The sequence below is a fragment of the Citrobacter sp. JUb117 genome (genome assembly GCF_024809055.1).
GTDB lineage: Bacteria > Pseudomonadota > Gammaproteobacteria > Enterobacterales > Enterobacteriaceae > Citrobacter > Citrobacter gillenii.
Genome location: NZ_JANUFB010000009.1, coordinates 1 through 22,955 on the forward strand (window position 1 = coordinate 1; position 22,955 = coordinate 22,955).

A 22,955-nucleotide genomic window follows, 5' to 3' on the forward strand; every position below is an offset into this window, starting at 1 on the left:
AGGTTGTGATAATGAAAAGTAAATCTGCCCAAGTAAATTACCTCCTGCTACTGGCAGCGCTCCGGCAGCCAGTTTTATTGTTTCTACTAAACCAAGGTTTTGTAGAAATAATGCGACATTCGGTATATCCGCGCCGTTCCGGTCTTTAGCCAGTCGCGCATTCGCATTATCCATTACGATCTTAACTGCCGCAGGGGTGGCGGCCTGCGTTTCACTGGTGCTGTTCACCGTACTATTAAGTTGTACAAGCCCCTTTCGTTGTGTCGTGCCATCGAGGACACCAATGGATTCACGCGACGTTTTTTGTGCTTCCGCGCCCCGCGTTTTTATCTCTTTCAGGTTCTGGTCAATGCGCAGAAATAACCCGTCGCCGGTTGCAACATTCAGCGTGATATTTGAGGTATCTGATACCGCCAGGCGAAACTGCATATTAACGCTGACACCACCAACCGGCTTATCGATCGATGGGCAGTTTGCCACCGCGTAAAGCTCTCCGGTGTCAGTCATTAAACCGACTTCGCGAACGGTGAATCCACCAACCCCGGTCGGCAGAACGATTTTTGCCATTAACTGCGTGGACTGTTCCGGGGACACCACCAGCTCAGCGATATCTCCCCGGTACGTTTCATTGATCAACCGGATTTGTGCCGGATCGGGTTTGACCTGCTTGCCATTACTGTCACCCACCACAAAGTGAGTCAGTACAATCAGGCGACCACTGGCCAGCGCCTCCGCCTCCAGTTCTTTACCCCGGTTAGTGATAATTGAGTAGTAATCAGCCATGAGATTCCCCGGCAAAAATGTCCACATCGATATGCGCTGTTGTCGCACCCGAAATATAAAAAGCCCCGTCCATACCCACATTCGCCATCACATCGATTTTGCTCAGATAGCTGCGCAGGTTCTTGGCCCGCTCGGTAAGCTGGCGGATCTGATGATAGAGAGCGTCGCTGACCCCCTCACTGCTCTGTACTTCGATCCGGAAGGTGTAAGGTTCAGCGCGCGGCGTGTCTTCCCACCACTCAACCACGGTCGTGGGCAGGTTTACGGAGCCGAGGGAACGACGTACCGCCCCGGCCGTTCCCCTGTGCTGATGCACATAAGCGGCATCTTTTATCACCTGTCGCTTCTGCGCCTCTGTCCAGCCGTCATCCCAGAAATCAACGGCATGCTCCCAGGCCAGCCAGGGGAGAAGATGCGCCGGACAGGTGTCAGGATTTTTGGACTTGCGCACCATATTGGTATCGAGGGTGGCGATCTGCTCAGCGCTGGCCTGCTCCTGCGCCCGCTCTTCATGAAATGCGCCAGGAGGTAGCAGAGATCGAAACTTAGCCGTCATTGCTGCTTACCTCCGTGCGGGTGACATTAATGGCGGTACACCAGGGCGCTTTACCCGGTTCCGCTTCCAGATCTGCCACCGGAGAAATCAGCCTTACCCGGACCACACCGGATTGCTGCAGCGCAGCATAAATGGCGGACAGCGGGACGACGGTTTTAATCCGATGGGAAAGCGTGGTGTATGACCGTAATACATCGATGGCATTATTCAGCACCGTACTGGCGTCCGGTCCTTCCGGGATCTCCAGCTCTGCCGTAACGGCATAGTTTTCTATCGTGGCACTTTTAACCGTCACGTAGTCCGTTAACGGGCGGATTTCATCCGCATTCAGTGTGCTGTTAACCTTATCAAGCAGGGGCTGCCCCGCCGCCCCATCCCCGGTACGTGACAGGACATAGACATCAACGTAGCCGGGCCGGTTATGGGTTTCCGGCCCATAGGCATCGGCATCCAGCACATCCGTATCGGCAGACTTCGCATGAAAGCGGTATGAATTACGCGCGCCTGCTGTATTCAGCTGCGCCCATGAAAGCTGGATACGTTCACGAAATGCCGCATCGTCTTCCAGTTCAGGCTCCACTGGCGGAATGGCAAGCGGATCGCCGGGCTTAATCACCTGCCGTTTAACGTTGAATGCGGCGCCTATCTGGTCAAGGTCAGCCTCTTTTGCACTCGCGAGAAATACCGCCCGCACGGCATCATTAACCCGCTGGAACGCCAGCGTCAGCTGGTAGGCATTCACCTCCCCCTGTTTAAACGTTGGATCGGATTCCACCAGCGCATCAAACTGCTTATCAAGTTCCCGCAGGCGCGCCAGCCACCGGGTGAATATTTCATTCGCATCCGGCACCACAATGGCATCCGGTACGTCCAGTTCGGACAGGTTGATCACGTCATAGCCGCTTGCCATAAATCGTTATGTCTCCCGTTCTGACAGGTAAATTGGTTTCCTTGTTGATCCCCTCAATATCCAGCACACAGCCGGACTCCTCTTCAGGAAAGGAAACAAGCACACGTGTTACCTTCAGCCGCGTCTCCCACCGGGCCAGTGCGGTCGCAGACGCAGCAATTATTTGTAGCCGGGTCAAATCATCCCGGGGGTTATCCACCAGCGAAAACAGATCACTGCCATAGTCCCGGACAAGAACCCGGCTCCCGATGGGCGTGGTCAGTATGTCGCTGACCGACTGGCGCAAATGGGCGACGCCGGACAGGCGTTTTCCTGTCCGGTTGTTTACACCGTTCATGATTAAATTCCGTTGCTGAGTCGCCGGATGGCGGGAGGGTTAACCGAAGTAGGACGGGCCTGTTTTGTCCTGCTTTTCTGATTTTTTCGAAGCCGCTGCGGGTTTACGAATATCCACGACAAGGTTGTAGGTGTAGCTGAATCCTGCTGACGTCAGAGAAAAGACCAGAGACTCAACCACCCAGGCCCGATCCTCACGGGAGCCAAAACCGGAAGTCGACACACTTGCTTCTGCTGTCAGCGGAACATGTTTCGGGCGACATGGCCCCGTGAGCGTCATTTTCTGCTCGTTACGCTTCGCCTGTGTTTTCCTGGAATTTGCCTGTTGCTCGGCGGTGTTTCTCTCCGACTGGGTACAGGCCCAGAAAATGGCGGCTTTCCACCAGTGCATGCCTGACCAGCGCTCGTCTGACAGACCGGTACTGCGTCTGTGTACTGAGTGTCAGAATATCTGCAATCACGTCGCTATAGCTGAACGCGCGGATATCGTAATAATCCGGGCGGTGGGTAATTGACGCCGGGTTATTCGCCCACAGGTAATCCTGTCTGTCAGAGAAATAAAACCGGCCATCTGCGGCGGCAAGCTGTATCGTCCAGAGAATGTCCTTGTGGCTTTTCCCTTCCTGGAATCTCAGGTCATGCTCGCGAATGTACGATGAACGGATTATCTGCAGCCACAGATAATGCGGCCATTCCCTCTGCCTGACGCAATGGCGTATCCACTGCTGACCCGTCAGCGTCTGACCATAAGACTGTCTGCGGTGAACGGTATGCCGCAGATGTCCGCCGCTGTCTGTATGCCGGGCATTGAAAAGGACGACATCGGCCAGTGCTTCGCGGGCTGTGCGCAGCCGCTCCTGCAGAAAATCTGCCGCAACCCGGTCATCCGCATCCAGGAACACCACCCATTCGCCACGGTGAATCGCCAGTGCTGCATTACGGGCAGCATACACCCCCTGATTTTCCTGACGAATGAGAATAAGTCGTTCATCTGTAATGGCGCTGAGTACCGTCCATGTTTCGTCGGTTGAGCCATCATCCACAACAATGATTTCAGTACTGAGCGTTGTTTCGCAAAGCAGTGTATGGACCAGAACCCCGATGCTGTCAGCCGCATTGAAGGCAGGAATGATGACGCTGATATCGATGTTGATTTTCATTGCACTAAGGGAATGTAAACAGAGGGAAGGTTCAGAGTTGTCACCCCATCAGGGGCAATAACCTGCCGGGTAAGAAACATTATCAGGAAGAGCGTTCAGGTGATTTTTGTACAGGTGTGGATACCACTCGTTTTTCTCTGATTTGCTGGTTAACCACCATCAGACAGCCATCGCAAAATTCTTTATCAAGCCCGAATATCCGGTCCAGAATGCTTCTTTTCTTGTTACATCTGGCACATCTTTTCATTCCATCACCTGCTGTCGCATTCCCATGCCGTGCCCGCAGGACAAAAGAAGGGCGCCCACCAGAAGACAGGAAATAAATTAATAAACAATACGTTAAATGAATTGTTGGGAATTTAGCACAGGCACTAGCGTGCCGGATAATTCATTTTGCAGATCAATTTTATAAAATCGATCGGTTTAATCGATCATCTTTTTCACTCTGCTTTACACGCCATCCGTGTGCCTGCATACCCTATCGGAGCGTTCGGTTTGTCGAGCTGTAAAGGATGCTATGCCTGCTGGATAGTCAAACCATTCCCGATAACTGACATCATGTGGAAGAGAAAATATACAAAAATTATTATCGCTTTGAATGGCAGCTATAAGCGAGATATAGTCATTCGCACCCTGAGAATTACACTTTGAAGTGATTCAGGGTATGCGCTTACTGGTTACGAATATTGAGCGAGAATCATGCGATGATCGCCGCTTTTCTTTCGAGCCAGTAGGTGCTCCACGTTCGCTAACGAATACTCAGGGCATGCAGATAACTGCTGGCTATATTTCTTTCGAAGAGCGTGGAATGCATACCAATCCCCGATAAAAAGGAGTTGGTGATGACTGAGACTAATCAATTTGCTGCGCACGTTGGTCTGGACTGGGCAGATAAAAAGCACGATGTCTGTGTTCAGTTTAAAAACGGTGAACGCACATTCCATGTGATTGAACATACGCCGGAAGCGCTTGATGTCTGGCTTACCGAGTTACACCAGAAGGTAAAAGGCAGGATCGCTATCGCCGTTGAGCTGAAGAAAGGTCCCGTGGTGTATGCTCTTCAGAAATATCCATTTATCACCGTTTTCCCCGTCCACGCTTTGTCTCTGGCTCGTTACCGGCAAGCCTTCTCGCCCAGCGGTGCTAAAGATGACCCGCAGGATGCCGAGCTGGCATTAGAGTTAATGCTGCGTTATCCCCAAAAGATAAAAGCCATTGAACCCGACAATGCCGATATCCGGTTACTCCAGCAACTGGTTGAGCAGCGTCGTCAGTTGGTTGAAGATAAGCGCCGTTTTGTGAACCGGCTAATCAACACACTCAAACAGTATTATCCTCAGCCCCTGGAGTGGTTCTCACATCGGGGTAGCTTGCTATTGTGTGAACTGATTATGCGATGGCCCAGTCTGCAACAACTAAAACGAGCCAGGCGAGACACGATCCGCAACTTTCTCAATGCCAAAGGTGGCCGCGCAATGGCCCTTACCGAGCAGCGTGTTGTGAGTATTGATAACGCCATTCCGTTGACGACAGACCCGAGTGTTATAGAGGCTAATGCTTTGATGGCAACAGCACTGGCGACACAAATTAAAGTCGTGAGTGAAATCATCAAAACCTATGACGAACGAATCGAAACGCTGTTTGACACATTGCCAGATTCGGGGCTGTTCAAATCACTTCCGGGCATGGGGCCGTGTTTGGGACCACGAATGCTTGCTGCACTTGGTGATAACCGTGACCGGTTTAACAGCGCTGAAGAAATTCAAAACTACGCAGGTATTGCACCGGTGACAGAACGAAGTGGCCAGAAATCCTGGGTTCACTGGCGATGGCAGTGTGCCAAGTTCGTCCGGCAAACCTTTGTTGAATGGGCTGCCAAGACGGTTAACTCATCATACTGGGCCAGACTTTATTATCGGGGACTGCGAGAAAAAGGAAAATCTCACCAGTCTGCAATCCGGGCTCTGGCCTTCAAATGGATAAGGATCATTTACCGCTGCTGGAAGACCAAGACCCAGTACGATGAAGCGAAGTATTTGCTGGCACTGGAAGCGCGAAAGTCGCCCTTACTGAAGCCATAAAAAAGCTTGTCGAATGTCTCAGGGCGTGAAGCGGACCTTCAAATCCGAGCAGGTTCAATTGATTAACCTTGGTTGTCAGTTACGCCATCGTTAACATGAAGCCGATCGAATAATCCCCTGTCCCATTTTTTACAAATACGCAGTGGCAAGAAAGATAGATTCTGGCTCATGACAAGAAGAGTTGTTCATTTGTATAAAGAGACTTCGCCTTCAGGACGCGTTTTGAACCTGCGATGCATCCACAGGTATTGCTCAGGAGCACGGAGAATTTCACGCTCGATGATCTTGTTCATATAAGCCGCTGCGGCGATCTTGTCTTCCCCTGGATAGCCTGACAACGGATTGCTGATATACATGTGATAACCTTTTTTATCGCTACGTCGAATCATGCTAAGTGTGATCAAGTGTGCACCAGCGAGTTTTGACAGAGCATACGTTCCGTTCGTCGTGGCTGCTTTTTTTACCGAGAAAAAAGGTGCAAAAACGCTTCCTTTAGACCCATAATCCTGGTCTGGTGCAAACCAAACGGCTTCACCTGCTTTTAGCGCATGAACAAAACCTGATAAATTACGTCGATTAATCATAGCCTTATTTGAACGCATACGCCCTTTTGTCTGTACCCATTCCATTAATGGATCATTGTGTGGGCGATACGTTGCCATCATAGGATGGCATAACCCCATTACTCTTCCACACAACTCAAGGGACATAAAATGAATCCCGACGACCATTACTCCTCTTGTCGCACCGGTCAGGTTTTCAAGCCCTTCGACATCAAACCATTTTTTGACTCTCGCATCGCTCCAGAACCAGGCCATTCCTGTTTCCATCAGTCCCAGCCCGAGAGAAACAAAGTTTTTATTGACCATCTGGCTCCGGGCAAACGGTGTCATCTCGGGAAAGCACAGTTCGATATTTCTAATCGCAATCCGTTCCCGGCGTTTCAGAAAGGGTCTGGAAATTTTTCCAAGGCCAGAGCCCAGAATATGTAAAATCGGGTAAGGAAGTTGAACGAGAAGCCACAGCAGACCCAAACCAGACCAGGTAAGCCAGTGGCGAGGATGAAGTAAATTATGAGTAAAAGTCTGTGCCATAAATTTCCTTAATGCTAATGAAGGTTATAACGCAAAAGGAAAACAATGAGGCAATTCGTCTTTAGCGATACATTTTGTTTTAGATAATTTAAATTCATCTAAATTCAGGAAAAAATATTTTCCAATGACTGGAGAATAATTTAAAGAGCCAGGGGTGAATTGTAAGCCAGAAAATTTATTCTGTTATAAATCCATGGTTTTATCATTGATACTCAAGGAATTGTCTTCTTGATTCATCATCATCAAGGTACTCAAAAGAAAGAAGCCGAATTTTGGTAAGTTTATAAAACCACTCACAATCGTTTCGTTGAATAATTTCGCCTGGTTTGAAACATATCCCGGATGCCACCCGAATAATCGCATATTTACCATTACTAAACCTGACCCGGTGAATACAGAAAGGTTGGCCAGGCTGTCCGTGACAGCTGTTCGACATGATATGCCCTTCAATAAAAACAGATTTTTTAGATTTCATTATCATACCCTCGACAACAGCAGTACAGGAGGAATGTTGTCATTTTCCGACATCACTGACGTTAAGTGGCAGAAGCTGATCAGCCGCCGATACACCAGCATTCTGAAGGTCTGAACAACAGTCCGCAGGCAGGGCACTCAAGAACCGCATCTTTTCTTAGTTTACCTGCTTTCTGATCGGCTCTGTGTGCACATACCGGGCAGGCAACATGAACCGGTCTTTCTTTAAAATACCTGAGCCCATTTGTATAAGACATAAATAATTCTCTGAGGAATACAGTAATTATTATACGCTTTAATATAAAAATAACTGGCATAAGTTATGTTAAGTTGTGTCTGAATCAGGATATCAGATATTGAAAATTGAACGTCTTATTTATGATACACTACCCTTCCGTGAGAAATTTAAGATGAAATCAGAAGACACCCTTGACTGGTATCCGGCACAACTACCGCCTGTGAAAATTATTCTTGGCGAAGCCGTGCTGGCTGTGGGTAAACAGGGCCGACCGATTAATACCCGCACCTTGCTGGAATACCTTCAGGTCATGCAGGACAAACAAAAAAGGCGGGATGACAAAATCGCCATGCAGACTGCGATTGATGTTCTCAGGGATAATCAGCGCATTAACGGCAGACGTTAATGCACCTCCGGGATCAGTGTCAGTTCTGAATGATCTCAACCGTATGGTTTTGTCCATCATCCTTCAGCGGTATTCTGTCATCAGGGAGGAGAACACCATCCAGCGTCACGCAATATTCTGCATCGCCGCGTGAAACACTAATCTGATAATGGCTTTCACCATATTGATATGCCATAGAAAAAGACGACCACTCATCCGGTAACCTGGCATGAACACTAAAGTCAGTGCCGGAACGTTTTATCCCCAGTAATTCCTCGGTAAGTAAACGCCAGGCCCAGCCTGCGGAACCGGTATACCAGCTCCACCCTGCACGTCCGGTATGGGGAGCGACGCTGTAGACATCAGCACTCATGACATAAGGCTCAGCTTTATAAATCCCGACAGAGTCCGCATTCAGGGTATGATTTATAGGGTTGAGCATTGACCAGAGTTGCCAGGCTCGTCCGGCATTCCCCATTCGGGCAAAGGCCATCACTGCCCAGATGGCGCCATGCGTATACTGCCCTCCGTTTTCCCGCACGCCGGGCAGGTACCCCTGTATGTAGCCCGGATTTGGACCGTGTCCGTCGAAAGGAGGCGTTAACAGTTTGATCAGCCCTCCTTCGTTATCCACAAGGTGCTTATCCAGCGCCTGCATGGCCTTTGCGCACCGTCCCGGGCTCGCGGCGCCGGACAATACAGACCAGCTCTGCGCAATCGCATCAATCCGGCAGTCCTGTGAGGTTTTCGATCCCAGGGGAGTACCATCGTCAAAATACCCGCGCCGGTACCATTCCCCATCCCAGGCGTGGGCTTCGAGATTACTTTGCAGGCGCAGAGCCTGTGAACGGCACATCGCGGCGACGCTTTCATCCAGCCTGCGCTCCGCCAGCGCTGCAAACCGCTGCAAAATGTCGTACAGGAAGAAGCCCAGCCAGACGCTTTCACCTTTGCCTTCGATACCCACCCGGTTCATCCCGTCATTCCAGTCACCAGCCCCCATCAGCGGCAGGCCATGCTCCCCGAAGCGAAGTCCATAGTGAATAGCTTTGACGCAGTGTAACCAGAGTGTCTCTTCGGTGCCGCTGATGACCGGCGTGTCATAGACAGACTCTTCACCAGGCTGAAGCGAGCGTCCCTCCAGATAAGGAATGCGTATTTCCAGTGCATCCATATCCCCCGTCGTTTCAACATAGTGGCAAACAGCAAGCGGCAGCCAAAGATAGTCATCGGAACAGCGGGTACGCACACCGTTGCCGTGTGGCGGGTGCCACCAGTGCTGCACATCCCCCTCGATAAACTGCCGTGATGCACAGAGTATTATCTGTTCACGCATCCGGTCCGGAGCAGCGTGGCTCAGAGCCAGCGTATCCTGCAGCTGATCGCGAAAACCAAATGCACCGCCAGACTGATAGTAGCCACTCCGGGCCATAAGACGGCAGGCGACCGTCTGATACAACAGCCAGCCATTAACCAGTAAATTTACGGACGTGTCGGGGGTGTTAACTACGATTTTATCGAGAACATTGTGCCAGTGATTATGAATCCGGTTCAGCTCCTGGCGGACCGTATCCTCGTTCATGTAGCGGGCCAGCGTCTCCTGAGCACAGACATCATTCTCCTCTGCGCCGAGGATAAAAATAAACGTCCTCTGGTCCCCGTCAATTAATGTAACCGCCGATTGCACCGCTCCGCAGGGATCCAGACCGGCCCCCGTCTTACCAGAAAGCTTTTGCAGTTTCATAGCCGAAGGGGCGTGAAGGGAACCATTACGGCCAATAAACTCCCGGCGGTCCCCTGTCAGAGAACAGTCATTACCGCTGACGGCAAAAAATGTAGTTCGGCCGCCACCATTATCACCATAAAAGTTATTCGCAAGTATCCCGCAGCCGCCGGGCGTTCTGGCCACATGTGTCACAATGTGAGGGGCTGAGCGCGTTCGTGTTTCTCCGAGCGTCCACTCTACATAGCCTGTGACGGAAAGTTGACGTGTCCGTCCCGAAGAGTTACTGAGCGTCAGGAGCACCAGTTTAACCGGATCTTCTTCAGCAACCAGGACCGTCAACTCGCTGTCTATACCACTCTCACGATGGGCAAAAACGCTGTAGCCAAAACCATGGCGGGTCAGGTAATCACCGTGTCCGCGAACAGGTAAAGCCGTCGGCGACCAGCACTCCCCGCTCTCTTCATCGCGCAGGTAAAATGCCTCGCCGCTGCGATCGCTCACCGGATCGTTCTCCCACGGCGTCAACCGGTATTCATGGGCATTCTCATACCAGGTATAGGCCTGCCCTGCCTCTGAGATCACACTGCCAAAACGAGAATTTGCCAGTATGTTCGACCAGGGAGCCGGTGTAAGCGCATTTTCCCGAAGGACGATCTGATACTCCCGCCCATCCTGAGAAAATCCACCGTACCCATTGAAATGGCATAACTGACTGGTATCAGGGCTCCAGTCCGTATGTTGATTACGCTCGCGCACAGCACGCGGAATGAATGCCCTTGCCGGCGATTTCAGGGTATGAATACGCTGGTTAAGCTGCTCATTAATACCCCCTGCGCGGTCATCAAGATAAAGACAGGCCACGCTCATCAAAAGCAACTTATCCTCAGCGGAGAGATGCTCACCGTTGCGGACAAAAAGCCCGCCCTTTTTATCCAGCAGACTGGCTTCAGACCCGGCATAAATTAACTCCATAATCTGATTTTGTAATCCCTGCTGGTAGCCGCCGGGGCTGTTATTCAGGATAACTAAATCAACATCCAGCCCTTTCTGTCTCCAGTAACGGTGTGCCTGAATCAGTGTGGTCACTGAGGTGATACTTTCCTCGCTGGTTATAGTCAGCAGCACTATCGGCAGATCCCCTGAAATTGCCCAGCCCCACAGTCCGGACTGGCCACGCCGGTTGCGGCCGATCGCCTGGCCTTCGGCGCGCAGCTCCTGGACAGGGTAAAGCACAGCGCTGGCGAGACTATTGAACAACGTGGCATCATCTTCACTGGCGTTCATCTGGCGCAATACCACCAGACTGTGAGACCAGGCCAGTTCAAAGACGCGATCGGCGATAGGGTAATCGCGATATTTCTCCAGCAACGCCAGGCTCTGCTGACGGGTCTCGCTGATGCCATAAATGATATCAATCGTAACCGGCTGCCCCGGCTGCAGAATAATGGCGTTGCGAATTGCCAGTATCGGATCCAGCACCGAGCCCGACGTGTTGCCTAGCATCCCTCCCGTCTCTATTGCCTGTGCATTCGCAGGGTTTCTGCCACGTCCAATAAACCTTGCCCTGTCCGTTTCAAACGACACGTTATGTCGGTTATCGCCGTGCACCACCATCATGTGAAACAGGCAAGGGCCCGGTTCATCCGGTGAGCGCGGGCGCCGGTGGCAAAGAATAGCGTCACGCTCAGGAGCCAGCTCAGTCTGAATAAACAAATTGCTGAATGCCGGGTGTGCCAGATCGCTGGCATCAGGTGCCAGTACCACTTCAGCATAGGTTGTCAGCTCCAGAGAGCGAGGCTTGCGACCACGATGAATCAGTGTGAGCCGTCGCAATTCAACATCATCCTCCGGAGAGATCACCACCTGAGTTTTGACGCTGAGTCCCCCTAAGCTGCGTCTGAATTCTGCCCCCGCATCGGTGAACAACACTTCCTCGTCTTGTCCGCTGGTGTAGCCTGTTGGTTGCCAGGTATTGCTCCACACATCTCCCGTCTGGATATCGCGGATGTAGCAGAATGCTCCCCAGTTATCACGGGTGGTATCACTGCGCCAGCGCGTTAGTGCAATATCATTCCAGCGACTGTAACCGCCGCCGCCCGCGGTCAACATCAGATGATAATGGCCGTTGGACAGGAGTTGAATATCCGGGGCGGGGGTATCCACGCTATAGAAAATACGGGGTTCATAGCGAACGGGTTTGACCATGCCCTCATGAGATTCAAAATGACGGCGCGGACTGTACAGATCGACCGCATCCGGCACGCGCTCCTGTAACAGCAGACTCGCTGACCGGAATACCGTACTGGACATAAAGCGTTCAGTCATGGGGGCATCAAGCAGCACATGAGCCAGCGCCTGAAATGCCATACCCTGGTGATGCGCCATCCAGGACTGTACCACCGCATAGAGCTGACCGGTTGCAAGACGTGAGGGGGTATAGTCCAGCGCTTCATAAAAACCGTATTCTCCGCATGCACCATTTTTTTGCAGCCTGAACAGGTTCTCACAGGCTTTCTGCGGGGAAACCATCAGCGCCAGCAGCGTGGCGTAAGGAGCGACAACCATGTCATCGGCAAGTCCCCTGCGTAGACCGAGCCCCGGTACGCCAAATGCCTGATACTGATAATTATGCTGAACATCAAAAGCATGATAGCCAGACTCTGAAACACCCCATGGTACCCCGCGTTCTTTCCCCCAGTGAATCTGGCGCATAACCGCCGACTGACTCATTTCATCGAGCAGGCTGCCGGGCCAGGTGGGCATCACCAGATTCGGCATCAGATATTCAAACATGGATCCGCTCCATGACATCAGGGCAGTTTCATTATCAATCGTGGTAAACAATCGACCCAGCGCGTACCAGCTTTTAAGAGGCAGCTGATTAGTCGCAATGGCAAGAAAACTGGTCAGGCGGATTTCAGACGGCAGGAGATCGTAGTGGCTCTTGTCAGGCATATTGGTGTCACAGTTATAACCGACGCTGAGCAGACTGGTTGCTTCACTGTACAGAAAGGCGAAATCCATCCGGGCATGCTCATCCAGCCGCTGTTCCAGCTCGGTGATAATATTGAGTCGCATTCGGGCCTGCTCCGCCACTGACGCCGGAGGCGTTCCTGTACCGGTTAATGTCGGACGGGCAAGCTCGCTCAGCGTCGGCAGCATCTGTTCATTCCAGGATGCAGGCAACCAGCCAAGCAACAGAGACCACTCATGGCAAAGCTGAACCAGTTGATGCTCCAGATGTCCAGCCCAGCGCATCTGAAGAGGAGATCCCTGATGACATGCGCTGGTCAGATGGTTGCACTGGGTGCGCATGCTTTTCAGTTCGCTGAAAAGCGCCTGCGGAGAGAGCGACACCGCGTTCAGGCAATGCTTGCGCAGCAGTCTCAGGCTGTCAGGTGGGTTCTTACCCCACTGTTTTTCCAGAATATCCAGCGTATCGTTCAGTCCTGCCAGTATCTGTTGGTTGCTTAAAACAGGCTGATGACGCATGGCGGACAGGCCTGCACGCAGGGTCAATAAATGCCCGGCCATATTGCCGCTGTCGACGCTGGAGATATAGCGTGGACTGAGGGGGACCAGCGTACGGGTGTCATACCAGTTGTAGAGATGGCCCCGGTAGTGCTCCATTTTATCCATCGTGTCGAGCGTGAGCGACACGCGCCGGAGCACCTCTCCGCCAGGCAGGTAGCCAAAGTCCCATGCCGTCAGGTTAGCCATAAGTGAAAGACCAATATTGGTAGGAGAAGTTCGGTGTGCCACCGTCGGTTGTGGTATTTCCTGATAATTATCAGGCGGAAGCCAGTTCTCTTTTGCTGTGGCAAATGTTTCAAAAAAAGCCCAGATTTCACGGCTTGTCTGGCGTAACAGCTGTTTTTGTTCCTGATTAGGCGAAAAAACCTTTCGCACGGGCTGGCGACTCAGCCAGCTCATCAGCAGCGGTGCCACACACCATACCAAACCGATCGGTAACGCAATCCCCAGCAGCTGTGGGGCAAATTGTCCGGTCAGTATTGTCAGCGCCACGCCACCGGCAGCGTTCAGCCACATCGCCTGATAAAAACGTGCAACAGTGGGTCTGGCCTGACTGCTGTCCTGGCTGTGGCTGACCCACTGGCTGAGGTGACGCCTGCTTATCCCCAGTCGCCATAGCGTCACGGCGATCGCTTTCAGCGAATATCCGGCTTCGTGCGGCAGTATCGCAAAATTAAGGCTGATACCTGACAGACGCTTTAGCACGCCCGCCCCCACCAGTAACAGATGCGGCTTCACGCGGCGACGCAGAGGTTTATGCAGAAGGTCGTGGCTAATGCAGAGGATGGCTGGCAACAACCATATCAGCAACAGTATGCCCAGCCAGTAAACCGGATTGGGTACCCAAAGCAGAGTGAAGAACAGCAATATCAGTAAGGAGGGGGCGACCAGACTGCGACGTAGATTATCGAGTAATTTCCAGTAAGAAAGCGCGGTCAGCGGATTCCTGACCCGGGTTCCATCGGCTTTTCTGACGCGTGGTTTTAGCCAGTTAAGCAGTTGCCAGTCACCCCGGATCCAGCGTGAACGTCGTGCAACATCCGACAGATAATTATTAGGGTACTGTTCGTACAGTAACACCTCGCTCAGCAGACCCGAACGTGCATAGCATCCTTCAAGCAGATCGTGGCTGAGTACCAGATTTTCCGGGCAGATGTTCGTAGTGGCCTGCATAAAAATATCAACATCGTAAATCCCTTTGCCCACAAACGAGCCTTCCCCAAAGAGATCCTGATAAATATCCGAAGACATCATCGAATAAGGGTTATTGCCCGGTACGCTGCTGCGCAGGGCTGCGTAACGCCCCTGACCGTTGCGTGGTATCTCCTCCGCAAGACCGGGCTGTAAAATACCGAATCCTTTGACAACCCTCTGGCGTACCGGATCATACTCAGGCGTATTCAGCGGATGCGCCATCGTCGCGACGAGTTTGTGTGCCGTATCGCGCGGGAGCACCGTATCGCTGTCCAGGGTAATGACGTATTTTATGTGACCCGGTAAAAGGTGGGCAGGCATCTCTGCAACGCTGACGAATTGCGTTCCGGGATGGCGCAACCAGCTGTTCAGTAACGCCAGTTTTCCCCGCTTGCGTTCATAGCCCATCCACGCGCCTTCCGAGGGGTTCCATTCAGGCTGGCGATGTAACAGATAAAAACGTGGTCGGCCGGAGGGGTAGCGGCGATTAAGCGCCTGCGTATCGGCGATAGCCTGTCTGAGCAGCGCGTGACTTTCCGGCGAGGGTTCATTTTCAGAATCAGCAAAATCAGTGAGCAGCGCGAACCTGAGATTTTCGTTTTCATTCCCCAACCAGCAGACTTCAAGACTGGTGAGGAGCTGGCTGAAACTTTCGTGGCTGGTCAACATGCAGGGAATGACTAACATGGTGGCACTGTCAGCGGGAATACCGGCTGAAAAATCCATCCCCGGCAAGGGTCGAGGAACGCGAAAACGGGTGGTTGCATCACTGAGCAAATCGCTCATTAACTGAGTTAATGCGATAATCAGAGGTAATATCACCGCGATCAATAGCCAGTCTGCGCCCTGCATGGCGGTTTCGTGCAATATTGCTGCGGTCGCTGCGGTTGTCAGCAACGCCAGGCTTCCAAGCCATGACAGCAGGGTTATTCTGTTGAAACTGTGCCGCAAGCGTATGAGCCTTGAGGCGTCTGCCAGGAGATGAATATCCAGCGCCTGTCGACCTTCGCCCGCAAGATAATAACCAACATGATGTTCCGGTGTATCAGGCGCTTTTTCCTCTGAAAACGCCAGCGCCTTCTCAGCAACCTCAGGCTCGCTGAGACCGCTGTCTCTGGCCAGAACCTCAACTACGTGCCGGTAATGATCCCGGGTATTGAAATGCATCCGGGGATAGATGCCGGCAGGATCATTGCGTAATGCCTGTTCGACAACGCTTATCGTTTCGGCGAAATCAGCCCAGTCCGTTTCACTCAATAAACGCAGGCCCGCGATGCTGTTACTGACGGACAGCTGGCTGGCGGCAAGCTGCTGATTGAAACTATGTATGAGAACATCAGTGGTGATCCCCTGTTCCCGAAGGCACTGATCAACCCAGGTCAGAGGTAACGACAGCGCGTTGCCATGCCCCTGCAGGCGCCGCACCAGCTCTGCGACAAACGCACTGGTTAACGGAGGTCGGGAGCGCGCCATATCGGCAACCACCATGATTAAATCACCAGGCGCACTCTCTGCACATTCGACAATCCTTGTTATCCACGTATCAGCAAGGTTTCTGTCCTGCTGCGCTTTTATCACTTCCATACTGATACGACGAAGATTTTCAATCAGCGCAAGGCGCAGCATTCCCGGTAACGCCCAGACTTCACCCAGCGTCAGCGGCGTCACTTGTTGATAGGCAGTGAGATAGCTGGTCAGGCTGGCGGCATCCCAGCGGCCATCGCCGTGAGCAATGGCCTCTGATGCAACATGATAAATTCGTGGGCAATTCAACGGCGATACCAGCGACGGAAGACCTTTGCCAAAGCTTTTCGGCAGATGCTGGCGGACAGTGCGGATTTGTTCTTCAATCAGATAATAATTGTCCAGCAGCCATTCACCGGCGGGCATGATACTGGTCTTTTTACCCGCGTTAAGCTCATAGCAGTTTTGGGTAATGACGGCCTCATTGTCGCCAAGCCGTTTCAGAAGATAATAAGGATGCTTATCCGGTGATACTTTATGAGTCCGCGCCAGCTTCTGGCCGTAGCGTTCCATCTGGACGGTCGAAAAGAGTTCTGACCGCGGCGAGCTTTCACCGGCAGGATCGTTCGCCGAAAACGTTATGTTTTCGGCAGCATTAATCAGAATACGGGAGCGGTTAAACCACGCTCTGGGGATCATTTTCATAGCATTGCTCTGATGCGACGTTAGCGCGCAGGAGCAGTTGCGAAATCAGTTCAGAAACGTTCTCTCAGGATGGGCGTCAGGCATCAGGGATTTAACAGCTGCCGGAATCTAACATAAGTATAGGACATGAGCTCTGTTCTGCGATTTTGGTCGAGCTAGCGTCGGGAGATAAACAGAGCCTTACATCCGGGGCAAAGCATGGTCTGGTTGAGCCGGATTTTTGACAACGGTTGTACTGATTTTAAGCCACAAACAGGACAGGCAGCAGTGGCAGTAGACGCACTGCTGAAGAATTTCATTGCGTAATTGATAACAGACATAACCATTAACCTTTCAATGAATGAGCTTCACCGTACCACATGTGGTTAAGTTTTAATCTATCTATTTTGACATACTGAAAATCAGGAAAGATAAATGCTCGCAGCCACAGGCCCCCTGAGACCGTTTATCCGGCAAAACTCTATGCGGCTTCCAGGGATGCGTAATTCTGATTAGCGAGAGTTAACGGCTGAAATGTGAAGCAGAACGTCTTTTCGTCCATCAGATGGGATGATGAGGCCTTTACCACTAAGAATATCAAAGCTTTTGACAATTCCTGTCATTTTATGGGACAAGTCAATTCCTTATTAAAACACGTAAAGACTATACATTGAAAATGGCATTCAGCCACTTTTATTTTCCCTACAGGACCTCTGGACGGCTAAAAGATAATTTGCTTATATCGATTCCCTGTGACTTAATGAATCCCATCAGTTCGATGTACTAATGAAAGTTAGAAATTTTCCGGGCAGTTCTCATTACCAGGCGCTATCGTTGATATCCCCTCTTTTGAGTCCATACGTTTAATCTTATACGTTTACTATCAATACAATCATGTATAACGGAGTCAGTATGACCTCGAGAATTATGGGCCTGGTTAAATGGTTTAACGAAGACAAAGGTTTTGGCTTCATCTCTCCTCTTGATGGCAGCAAAGATATCTTTGTCCATTTGTCTGCACTTAATGGCGACAACTTTAAAACTTTATTTGAAGGTCAGAAAGTTGAATTCGCCATTCACCGCGGAGACAAGGGTCCTGCTGCTGCAAACGTAACACTTTGCGATAAATAAATCATTATGGGTCTGCAATAACGATGAAGGATTATTCCTGAGTAGACAGATCCATAACTTAAATCAGATGAAAGTCGTTTATTTTTAATATCTGATCAGCATATTTTTCAAAATTATGAGTATGCTAAGCGATGTGATGAAGTGCAGTACTACTGCATAAAAAGTCTAAAAGCACAAGCTAACCACATGTTAAATAAGAAGTGCGTAATGGCTTTGACCTTAATGGCATCTGCCAGTTAATATCCACGAGAGAACAGGGTAATAGAATATGATTAAAGTCCTTGTTTTCTTTAATGCTGAATCCTGTAAAGTCATGACCGTTCTGGAAGGTATATCCTCTATCAGGCAGGAATATCCAAACGGTGAAGAAACACATCTTCGGATTATGTCTGCAGGTTTTCCTTCCTTAACTGGCGATCATGGCATTGTTTACGTGGCTACTGACAGGGAGTTAACGTCACAGGAGATATTTGATGCGGCCAGGAAATATTTATAGCATTTTTGTTATGCTCTCTGATTCACGTTTAATTGCATGCTTACCCTATTTATCAGAATCGAACAAAAAATGAGTTAAAAGCATTTATGGCCTGCTAACAGCAGGCTTTTTTTTACATTACACTTTTTTAGAAACGCCTCTATAAAGAGAGAGTAATTCGCTACCCTCTGACAAAATGCAGGTGTCTCCCCCCTGCGTGCCATCTTGCCATTTGTGAAAAACCTTGCTAAGTGGCGGCGCTGCCTCTCCTCATTTTAAATCTCATCAGGTGTGACTGAAGCAATAAGTTATGAGGGTATAAAAAGGCTCTCCGGATGACTCCTGGCATCATAGTTTTAAGTACCTTCAAAAATGCATGGACATTTCGTAGGAGTTGTAATTTAGTTCTTGCACATTCTTCTTAATTTTGTCTTGCGATAAGAGATTTATATAAGTAGTCTAAACCTCGTTAATAACAATATGTACCAATCGGATTAAAATGCTCAGTAAGAAAAATCGGGTTGATGAGCAACCGTCGACATTGGTATTTGCTGAACAACGAAAAAACTTTAAAAGGTCTCTTTATGTCAGATGCTCTTACACAGTTAAACAATATCCGTACCTTACGTTCTCAGACTCGTGAAATGTCATTAGATGTACTGGAAGATGTTCTGGAAAAGTTTAAAATTATTCTTATAGAACGACGAGAAGAAGAGACATTACGTCTTGCAAATGAAAGTCAGCGCCGCGATAAACTGGAAACACTTCGTCAGATGATGCTTGATGAGGGTATCGACCCCTCCGAACTTTTAGCTGCTATTGGCTCTCCGGGTAAGGCTAAAAGGACGCGCTCCCCCCGCCCCGCGAAGTATCGATATACTGACGAAACTGGAGAGTCAAAAACATGGTCAGGTCAGGGGCGAATGCCGAAGCGGATCTCAAATCTGATTGCTGAAGGTGGGGAATTAAAAGATTTCGAAATCAGCTAAAAAAGAGCCGGGCATACCCGGCTCTTTTTACGGATAGCCCACAACCATCCTTAGAGGATCGTCGAGAAGCATCTGGTTCGTAACCGGCTTCAACAAGGTGTTTCATGAAGAGATTATGTTGCGCTATAAACTGGGTAAAGAAGGTATTAATGGTGACATTACGCAGTTGTAATGCAGCCAACACCACAGTATTTCCTCTCATAGCATAATGCGGACGGGGTTAGTAGGCTGGAGGTCTTTAGTGAACGGCAAGCGGACGCCATCGTAGATTAAACAGGCGTCCGATATCTTGAAGTGGACAGATTACCTAACCCGCTTTCCCGTTTCGTCAATGACCTTCTCGCCATCCTCTTTGGTAAACGCTCCTTTCTGACCTTCCGGAAGAATATCCAGCACTATTTCCGAAGGGCGGCAAAGACGAGTACCGAGCGGCGTAACGACTACCGGCCGATTAATCAGGATTGGATCTTGAAGCATGAAATCAATCAACTGCTCATCACTAAATTTCTCTTCATCAAGACCCAGGCGTTCATAAGGTTCAGCGTTTTTACGCAGCAAGGCGCGCACTGTAATCCCCATATCTGAAATAAGTTTAATAAGCTCATCACGGGTCGGGGGAGTATCGAGATAATAAATTATTGTCGGTTCGTTGCCGCTGTTGCGGATCATCTCCAGCGTGTTACGTGAGGTGCCACAGGCCGGGTTGTGATAGATGGTAATATTGCTCATATCAATATCTCGCTACAAGGTGACAGAGAGCCGCCACGCCAGCACGGCCAGAGTGACGAAAAGCACGGGCAGGGTCATGATTATGCCGGTGCGGAAGTAATATCCCCAGGTGATGGTCATGTTTTTCTGTGCCAGCACATGTAGCCACAGCAGGGTTGCCAGACTGCCAATCGGAGTGATTTTCGGGCCTAAATCGCAGCCAATCACGTTGGCATAAATCATTGCCTCTTTGACGACGCCTGTCGCCGTACTTCCGTCAATCGACAGCGCACCAATCAGCACCGTCGGCATGTTATTCATTACCGACGACAGGAACGCGGTCAGGAAGCCGGTGCCGAACGTTGCTGCCCATAACCCCTTTTCTGCCAGCAGGTTTAGCACGTCAGACAGAGACTCCGTGAGCCCTGCATTGCGCAGGCCATAGACCACCAGGTACATGCCCAGTGAAAAAATAACTATCTGCCATGGTGCATCGCGCAGGACTTTTCCTGTGTTGATGGCGTGACCTCTTTTCGCCACTATGAACAGTACTGCTGCGCCAGTAGCGGCTATCGCACTTATCGGGATCCCAAGAGGTTCCAGAACAAAGAAACCGACAAGCAGCAAAAACAGGACAATCCAGCCCGCCCTGAACGTTGCCGGATCCTTTATCACACTGGCAGGCGTCTTCAGCAGCGAAACGTCATACGTCACCGGAATATCCCTGCGGAAGAAGAGATGCAGCATGACCAGCGTGGCCGTAATCGCGGCCACATCTACGGGGATCATCACGGAGGCATACTGCGTAAAGCCCAGACCGAAAAAGTCCGCCGAGACGATATTCACCAGGTTAGAAACAATGAGCGGCAGGCTGGCCGTATCTGCAATAAATCCTGCGGCCATGACAAAGGCCAGTGTCGTGCCCTGACTGAATCCCAGTGCGAGCAGCATCGCAATTACGATCGGCGTCAGGATCAGTGCGGCTCCGTCATTGGCAAACAGTGTAGCAACAGCAGCCCCAAGCAAGACTATCCAGCTAAACAAAAGGCGGCCACGTCCGTTACCCCAGCGGGAGACGTGCAGTGCGGCCCATTCAAAGAAGCCGGACTCATCGAGCAGCAGGCTGATGATGATGACCGCAATAAATGCCGCTGTCGCGTTCCAGACGATATTCCAGACAACGGGAATATCAGCGATATGGATGACTCCAGTTACCAGCGCCAGCACAGCCCCGATACTCGCACTCCAGCCAATACTCAGGCCTCCGGGTTGCCAGATCACCAGTATCAACGTCAGTAAAAATATACTCCCCGCCAAAAGCATCTCAGACTCCGTTATATATGATTATGTGAATTTGATTTCTTTTCTCAGCAGGAGGTGCAGGCTGATTTATCCAGCCATTTACACAAATCCTCCCGCATACACTGCCAGGACGTCGTGATTGTCTCAGCTGCCCATGCCGGTATGTGGGGTGACAGACGATAGTGGATCCATTTGCCTTCACGACGGTCCAGAACCAGCCCGGCCTCACGAAGGATAGCCATATGTCGCGAGACTTTGGGCTGTGATTCGGAAATGGCTGCGCAGATATCACAAACGCACAGTTCTCCTGACTCCCGGAGAATCATGACGATGGCGAGCCGAGTTTCATCCGACAGGATTTTGAAAAGCTGAACAGGTTGTAGCATTTTTCACTCCGTTCCCTTTAGAATATATATATGATAAATCATATGTGTTAAATTTGAAATCATCTACTCTCTCCGGAGGAGAAAAATGGAACAATTTCCTGCCCTTAATATTGAATTCTTTGATCAACACATCGCTGAACGCATGAACCAGCAAGCGCCACCACGGATTCTTATCCTGTATGGCTCAGTAAGAGAGCGCTCCTACAGCCGCTTTGCCGCGGAGGAAGCCGGTCGTCTTCTGACTGCAATGGGCGCGGAGGTGGAATTCTTTAACCCCTCTGGTTTACCCCTGCCTGATGATGCGCCAGACACGCACCCTAAGGTCACCGAACTACGCGGCCTGGTCAGATGGTGTGACGGGATGGTGTGGAGTTCCCCTGAGCGGCATGGGACGATGAGCGCGGTGATGAAGGCGCAAATAGACTGGATACCCTTAAGTGAAGGCGCGGTTCGTCCTTCGCAGGGCAAGACACTTGCAGTGATGCAGGTCTGCGGTGGTTCGCAGTCCTTTAATGCGGTGAACCAAATGCGCATTCTGGGCCGATGGATGCGGATGTTCACTATCCCCAACCAGTCCTCCATTGCTAAGGCATGGCAAGAGTTCGACGAAAACGGCCGAATGAAACCTTCGTCATGGTATGACCGTATCGTCGATGTAGCCGAGGAGCTGTTTAAAATCACGGTGCTGCTTAAGGGACAAACTGGTTATCTTGCAGATCGTTACAGCGAGAGAAAAGAGAGCTATCAGGAGCTTTCATCCCGTGTCAATCAGGACAAAATTTAACGTATATTTTTCGTGAATCCATACTGCATGAGATTAATAACATCCACTATGGCACAAAGGAGATATCCCATCCTGTGTCAGAATATGAAAAACTACCTTGAGGTGAACTAGTAACTCTGGTTATGACGTGGCGCTTGCGCGTCATGATGCAAAACTAATTTTGATGTTTAATGAAATCCTGGTTGCACCCAAGCTAAGCGCTTCATGCTAAATTTTAGGCGAAGGAATAACAGAAGTCCTGTCCATTGCGTGTTATAACCGAGGTTGAAAACCGGCACACTGGCGGTTGAGAGGCATCGCATGAAATTACAAATCACAAGAGCAATTGGCCTCAGTAAGCTCTCTCCACGTTGGGTTAAGGTTATCTGCTTACGGTTAATTAAAAATGATATTGAATGCTCTCTCAACGCTCTTCTGGTCAAAATTGATGAATCTGAACTCTCTACGGAGCAACTTAAAGCGTTTAAGGAATGCGTTGAAAGAATTAACCTGGCACGGGGTAAGGGGATGCAGGCGTGAGCATTTTTAATTAAGCATTTTTCGATGCTGCATTGGTGATGA

The 22,955-nt window shown here is 50.4% G+C and carries 21 protein-coding genes and 1 pseudogene; 7 read left to right on the forward strand and 15 right to left on the reverse strand.

The genetic code is table 11. From position 1 onward, the window contains the following. The 6 genes from M2374_RS18645 to M2374_RS18670 all read right to left on the reverse strand — a co-directional run. Window positions 1-783, reverse strand: a 783-nt coding sequence (locus M2374_RS18645; RefSeq protein ID WP_259155615.1) for a phage tail protein, incomplete at its 3' end; no start/stop codon positions are given. Beyond that, window positions 776-1,339: a phage tail protein I gene (locus M2374_RS18650; protein ID WP_016150406.1), complete on the reverse strand. Its 564-nt coding sequence runs from the start codon at window positions 1,337-1,339 to the stop codon at window positions 776-778. The genes M2374_RS18645 and M2374_RS18650, both read right to left, overlap by 8 nt. After that, on the reverse strand, window positions 1,329-2,249 hold the full coding sequence (locus tag M2374_RS18655; protein ID WP_259155627.1) for a baseplate J/gp47 family protein: 921 nt from the start codon (window positions 2,247-2,249) through the stop codon (window positions 1,329-1,331). Before M2374_RS18655 ends, M2374_RS18650 begins: the two co-directional genes overlap by 11 nt. Further along, window positions 2,233-2,586, reverse strand: a complete 354-nt coding sequence (locus M2374_RS18660) for a GPW/gp25 family protein (protein ID WP_033816600.1) — start codon at window positions 2,584-2,586, stop codon at window positions 2,233-2,235. The genes M2374_RS18655 and M2374_RS18660 overlap by 17 nt, the downstream gene beginning before the upstream one ends. A gap of 39 nt (window positions 2,587-2,625) precedes the next feature. Next, window positions 2,626-2,865, reverse strand: coding sequence for a hypothetical protein (locus M2374_RS18665; RefSeq protein ID WP_259155637.1), 240 nt, complete (start codon window positions 2,863-2,865; stop codon window positions 2,626-2,628). Window positions 2,866-2,875: 10 nt separating this feature from the next. Next, complete coding sequence (locus M2374_RS18670; RefSeq protein WP_259155639.1) at window positions 2,876-3,745, reverse strand: glycosyltransferase; 870 nt, start codon at window positions 3,743-3,745, stop codon at window positions 2,876-2,878. Between the two features lie 842 nt (window positions 3,746-4,587). Between M2374_RS18670 and M2374_RS18675 the strand changes: the two genes are divergently transcribed. Further along, window positions 4,588-5,826: an IS110 family transposase gene (locus M2374_RS18675; protein WP_012291449.1), complete on the forward strand. Its 1,239-nt coding sequence runs from the start codon at window positions 4,588-4,590 to the stop codon at window positions 5,824-5,826. Between the two features lie 185 nt (window positions 5,827-6,011). Here the strand turns inward: M2374_RS18675 and lpxP are convergent, their stop codons facing one another. The 3 genes from lpxP to M2374_RS22395 form a co-directional block, all read right to left on the reverse strand. Beyond that, on the reverse strand, window positions 6,012-6,920 hold the full coding sequence (gene lpxP / locus M2374_RS18680; RefSeq protein ID WP_024274585.1) for a kdo(2)-lipid IV(A) palmitoleoyltransferase: 909 nt from the start codon (window positions 6,918-6,920) through the stop codon (window positions 6,012-6,014). Between the two features lie 202 nt (window positions 6,921-7,122). Continuing rightward, a complete protein-coding gene (locus M2374_RS18685; protein WP_016247220.1) occupies window positions 7,123-7,395 on the reverse strand; it encodes a hypothetical protein in 273 nt (90 codons plus the stop codon). 79 nt (window positions 7,396-7,474) lie between these two features. Next, a complete protein-coding gene (locus M2374_RS22395; RefSeq protein WP_350308983.1) occupies window positions 7,475-7,711 on the reverse strand; it encodes a YnfU family zinc-binding protein in 237 nt (78 codons plus the stop codon). 93 nt (window positions 7,712-7,804) lie between these two features. Here M2374_RS22395 and M2374_RS18690 point away from each other — a divergent pair, with 93 nt between their 5' ends. After that, entirely contained in the window at window positions 7,805-8,038 is a 234-nt protein-coding gene (locus tag M2374_RS18690) for a hypothetical protein (RefSeq protein ID WP_004132711.1), read from the forward strand. A 19-nt stretch (window positions 8,039-8,057) separates the two neighbouring features. On the opposite strand, the gene M2374_RS18695 is transcribed toward M2374_RS18690, so the two are convergent. The 3 genes and pseudogenes from M2374_RS18695 to cspF form a co-directional block, all read right to left on the reverse strand. Next, window positions 8,058-16,640, reverse strand: a complete 8,583-nt coding sequence (locus M2374_RS18695; RefSeq protein ID WP_146717350.1) for a GH36-type glycosyl hydrolase domain-containing protein — start codon at window positions 16,638-16,640, stop codon at window positions 8,058-8,060. Between the two features lie 155 nt (window positions 16,641-16,795). After that, entirely contained in the window at window positions 16,796-16,966 is a 171-nt protein-coding gene (locus M2374_RS18700) for a YnfU family zinc-binding protein (RefSeq protein WP_305955329.1), read from the reverse strand. Between the two features lie 75 nt (window positions 16,967-17,041). After that, a pseudogene (gene cspF, locus M2374_RS18705) lies at window positions 17,042-17,254 on the reverse strand (cold shock-like protein CspF). 277 nt (window positions 17,255-17,531) lie between these two features. On the opposite strand from cspF, the gene M2374_RS18710 reads away from it, so the two are divergent. From M2374_RS18710 to M2374_RS18720, 3 genes are all read left to right on the forward strand, one after another. Further along, window positions 17,532-17,750: a cold shock domain-containing protein gene (locus M2374_RS18710; protein ID WP_012543040.1), complete on the forward strand. Its 219-nt coding sequence runs from the start codon at window positions 17,532-17,534 to the stop codon at window positions 17,748-17,750. 268 nt (window positions 17,751-18,018) lie between these two features. Further along, on the forward strand, window positions 18,019-18,246 hold the full coding sequence (locus tag M2374_RS18715; RefSeq protein ID WP_016239708.1) for a hypothetical protein: 228 nt from the start codon (window positions 18,019-18,021) through the stop codon (window positions 18,244-18,246). A gap of 563 nt (window positions 18,247-18,809) precedes the next feature. Next, on the forward strand, window positions 18,810-19,214 hold the full coding sequence (locus tag M2374_RS18720) for an H-NS family nucleoid-associated regulatory protein (protein WP_024274587.1): 405 nt from the start codon (window positions 18,810-18,812) through the stop codon (window positions 19,212-19,214). A gap of 303 nt (window positions 19,215-19,517) precedes the next feature. Here M2374_RS18720 and arsC read toward each other — a convergent pair whose 3' ends face one another. The 3 genes from arsC to M2374_RS18735 are packed head-to-tail and all read right to left on the reverse strand — an operon-like array spanning window position 19,518 to window position 21,610. Next, window positions 19,518-19,943, reverse strand: coding sequence for a glutaredoxin-dependent arsenate reductase (gene arsC / locus M2374_RS18725; protein WP_024274588.1), 426 nt, complete (start codon window positions 19,941-19,943; stop codon window positions 19,518-19,520). Window positions 19,944-19,955: 12 nt separating this feature from the next. Next, window positions 19,956-21,245: an arsenic transporter gene (locus M2374_RS18730; protein WP_024274589.1), complete on the reverse strand. Its 1,290-nt coding sequence runs from the start codon at window positions 21,243-21,245 to the stop codon at window positions 19,956-19,958. A 44-nt stretch (window positions 21,246-21,289) separates the two neighbouring features. Continuing rightward, on the reverse strand, window positions 21,290-21,610 hold the full coding sequence (locus M2374_RS18735) for a metalloregulator ArsR/SmtB family transcription factor (protein ID WP_032938043.1): 321 nt from the start codon (window positions 21,608-21,610) through the stop codon (window positions 21,290-21,292). A gap of 85 nt (window positions 21,611-21,695) precedes the next feature. Between M2374_RS18735 and arsH the strand changes: the two genes are divergently transcribed. After that, complete coding sequence (gene arsH / locus M2374_RS18740) at window positions 21,696-22,394, forward strand: arsenical resistance protein ArsH (RefSeq protein ID WP_146717351.1); 699 nt, start codon at window positions 21,696-21,698, stop codon at window positions 22,392-22,394. Between the two features lie 300 nt (window positions 22,395-22,694). After that, window positions 22,695-22,913 carry a hypothetical protein gene (locus M2374_RS18745; RefSeq protein ID WP_146717352.1) on the forward strand — a complete coding sequence of 73 codons (219 nt, stop codon included), beginning with the start codon at window positions 22,695-22,697 and terminating at the stop codon, window positions 22,911-22,913. The last annotated feature ends 42 nt before the right edge of the window (window positions 22,914-22,955 follow it).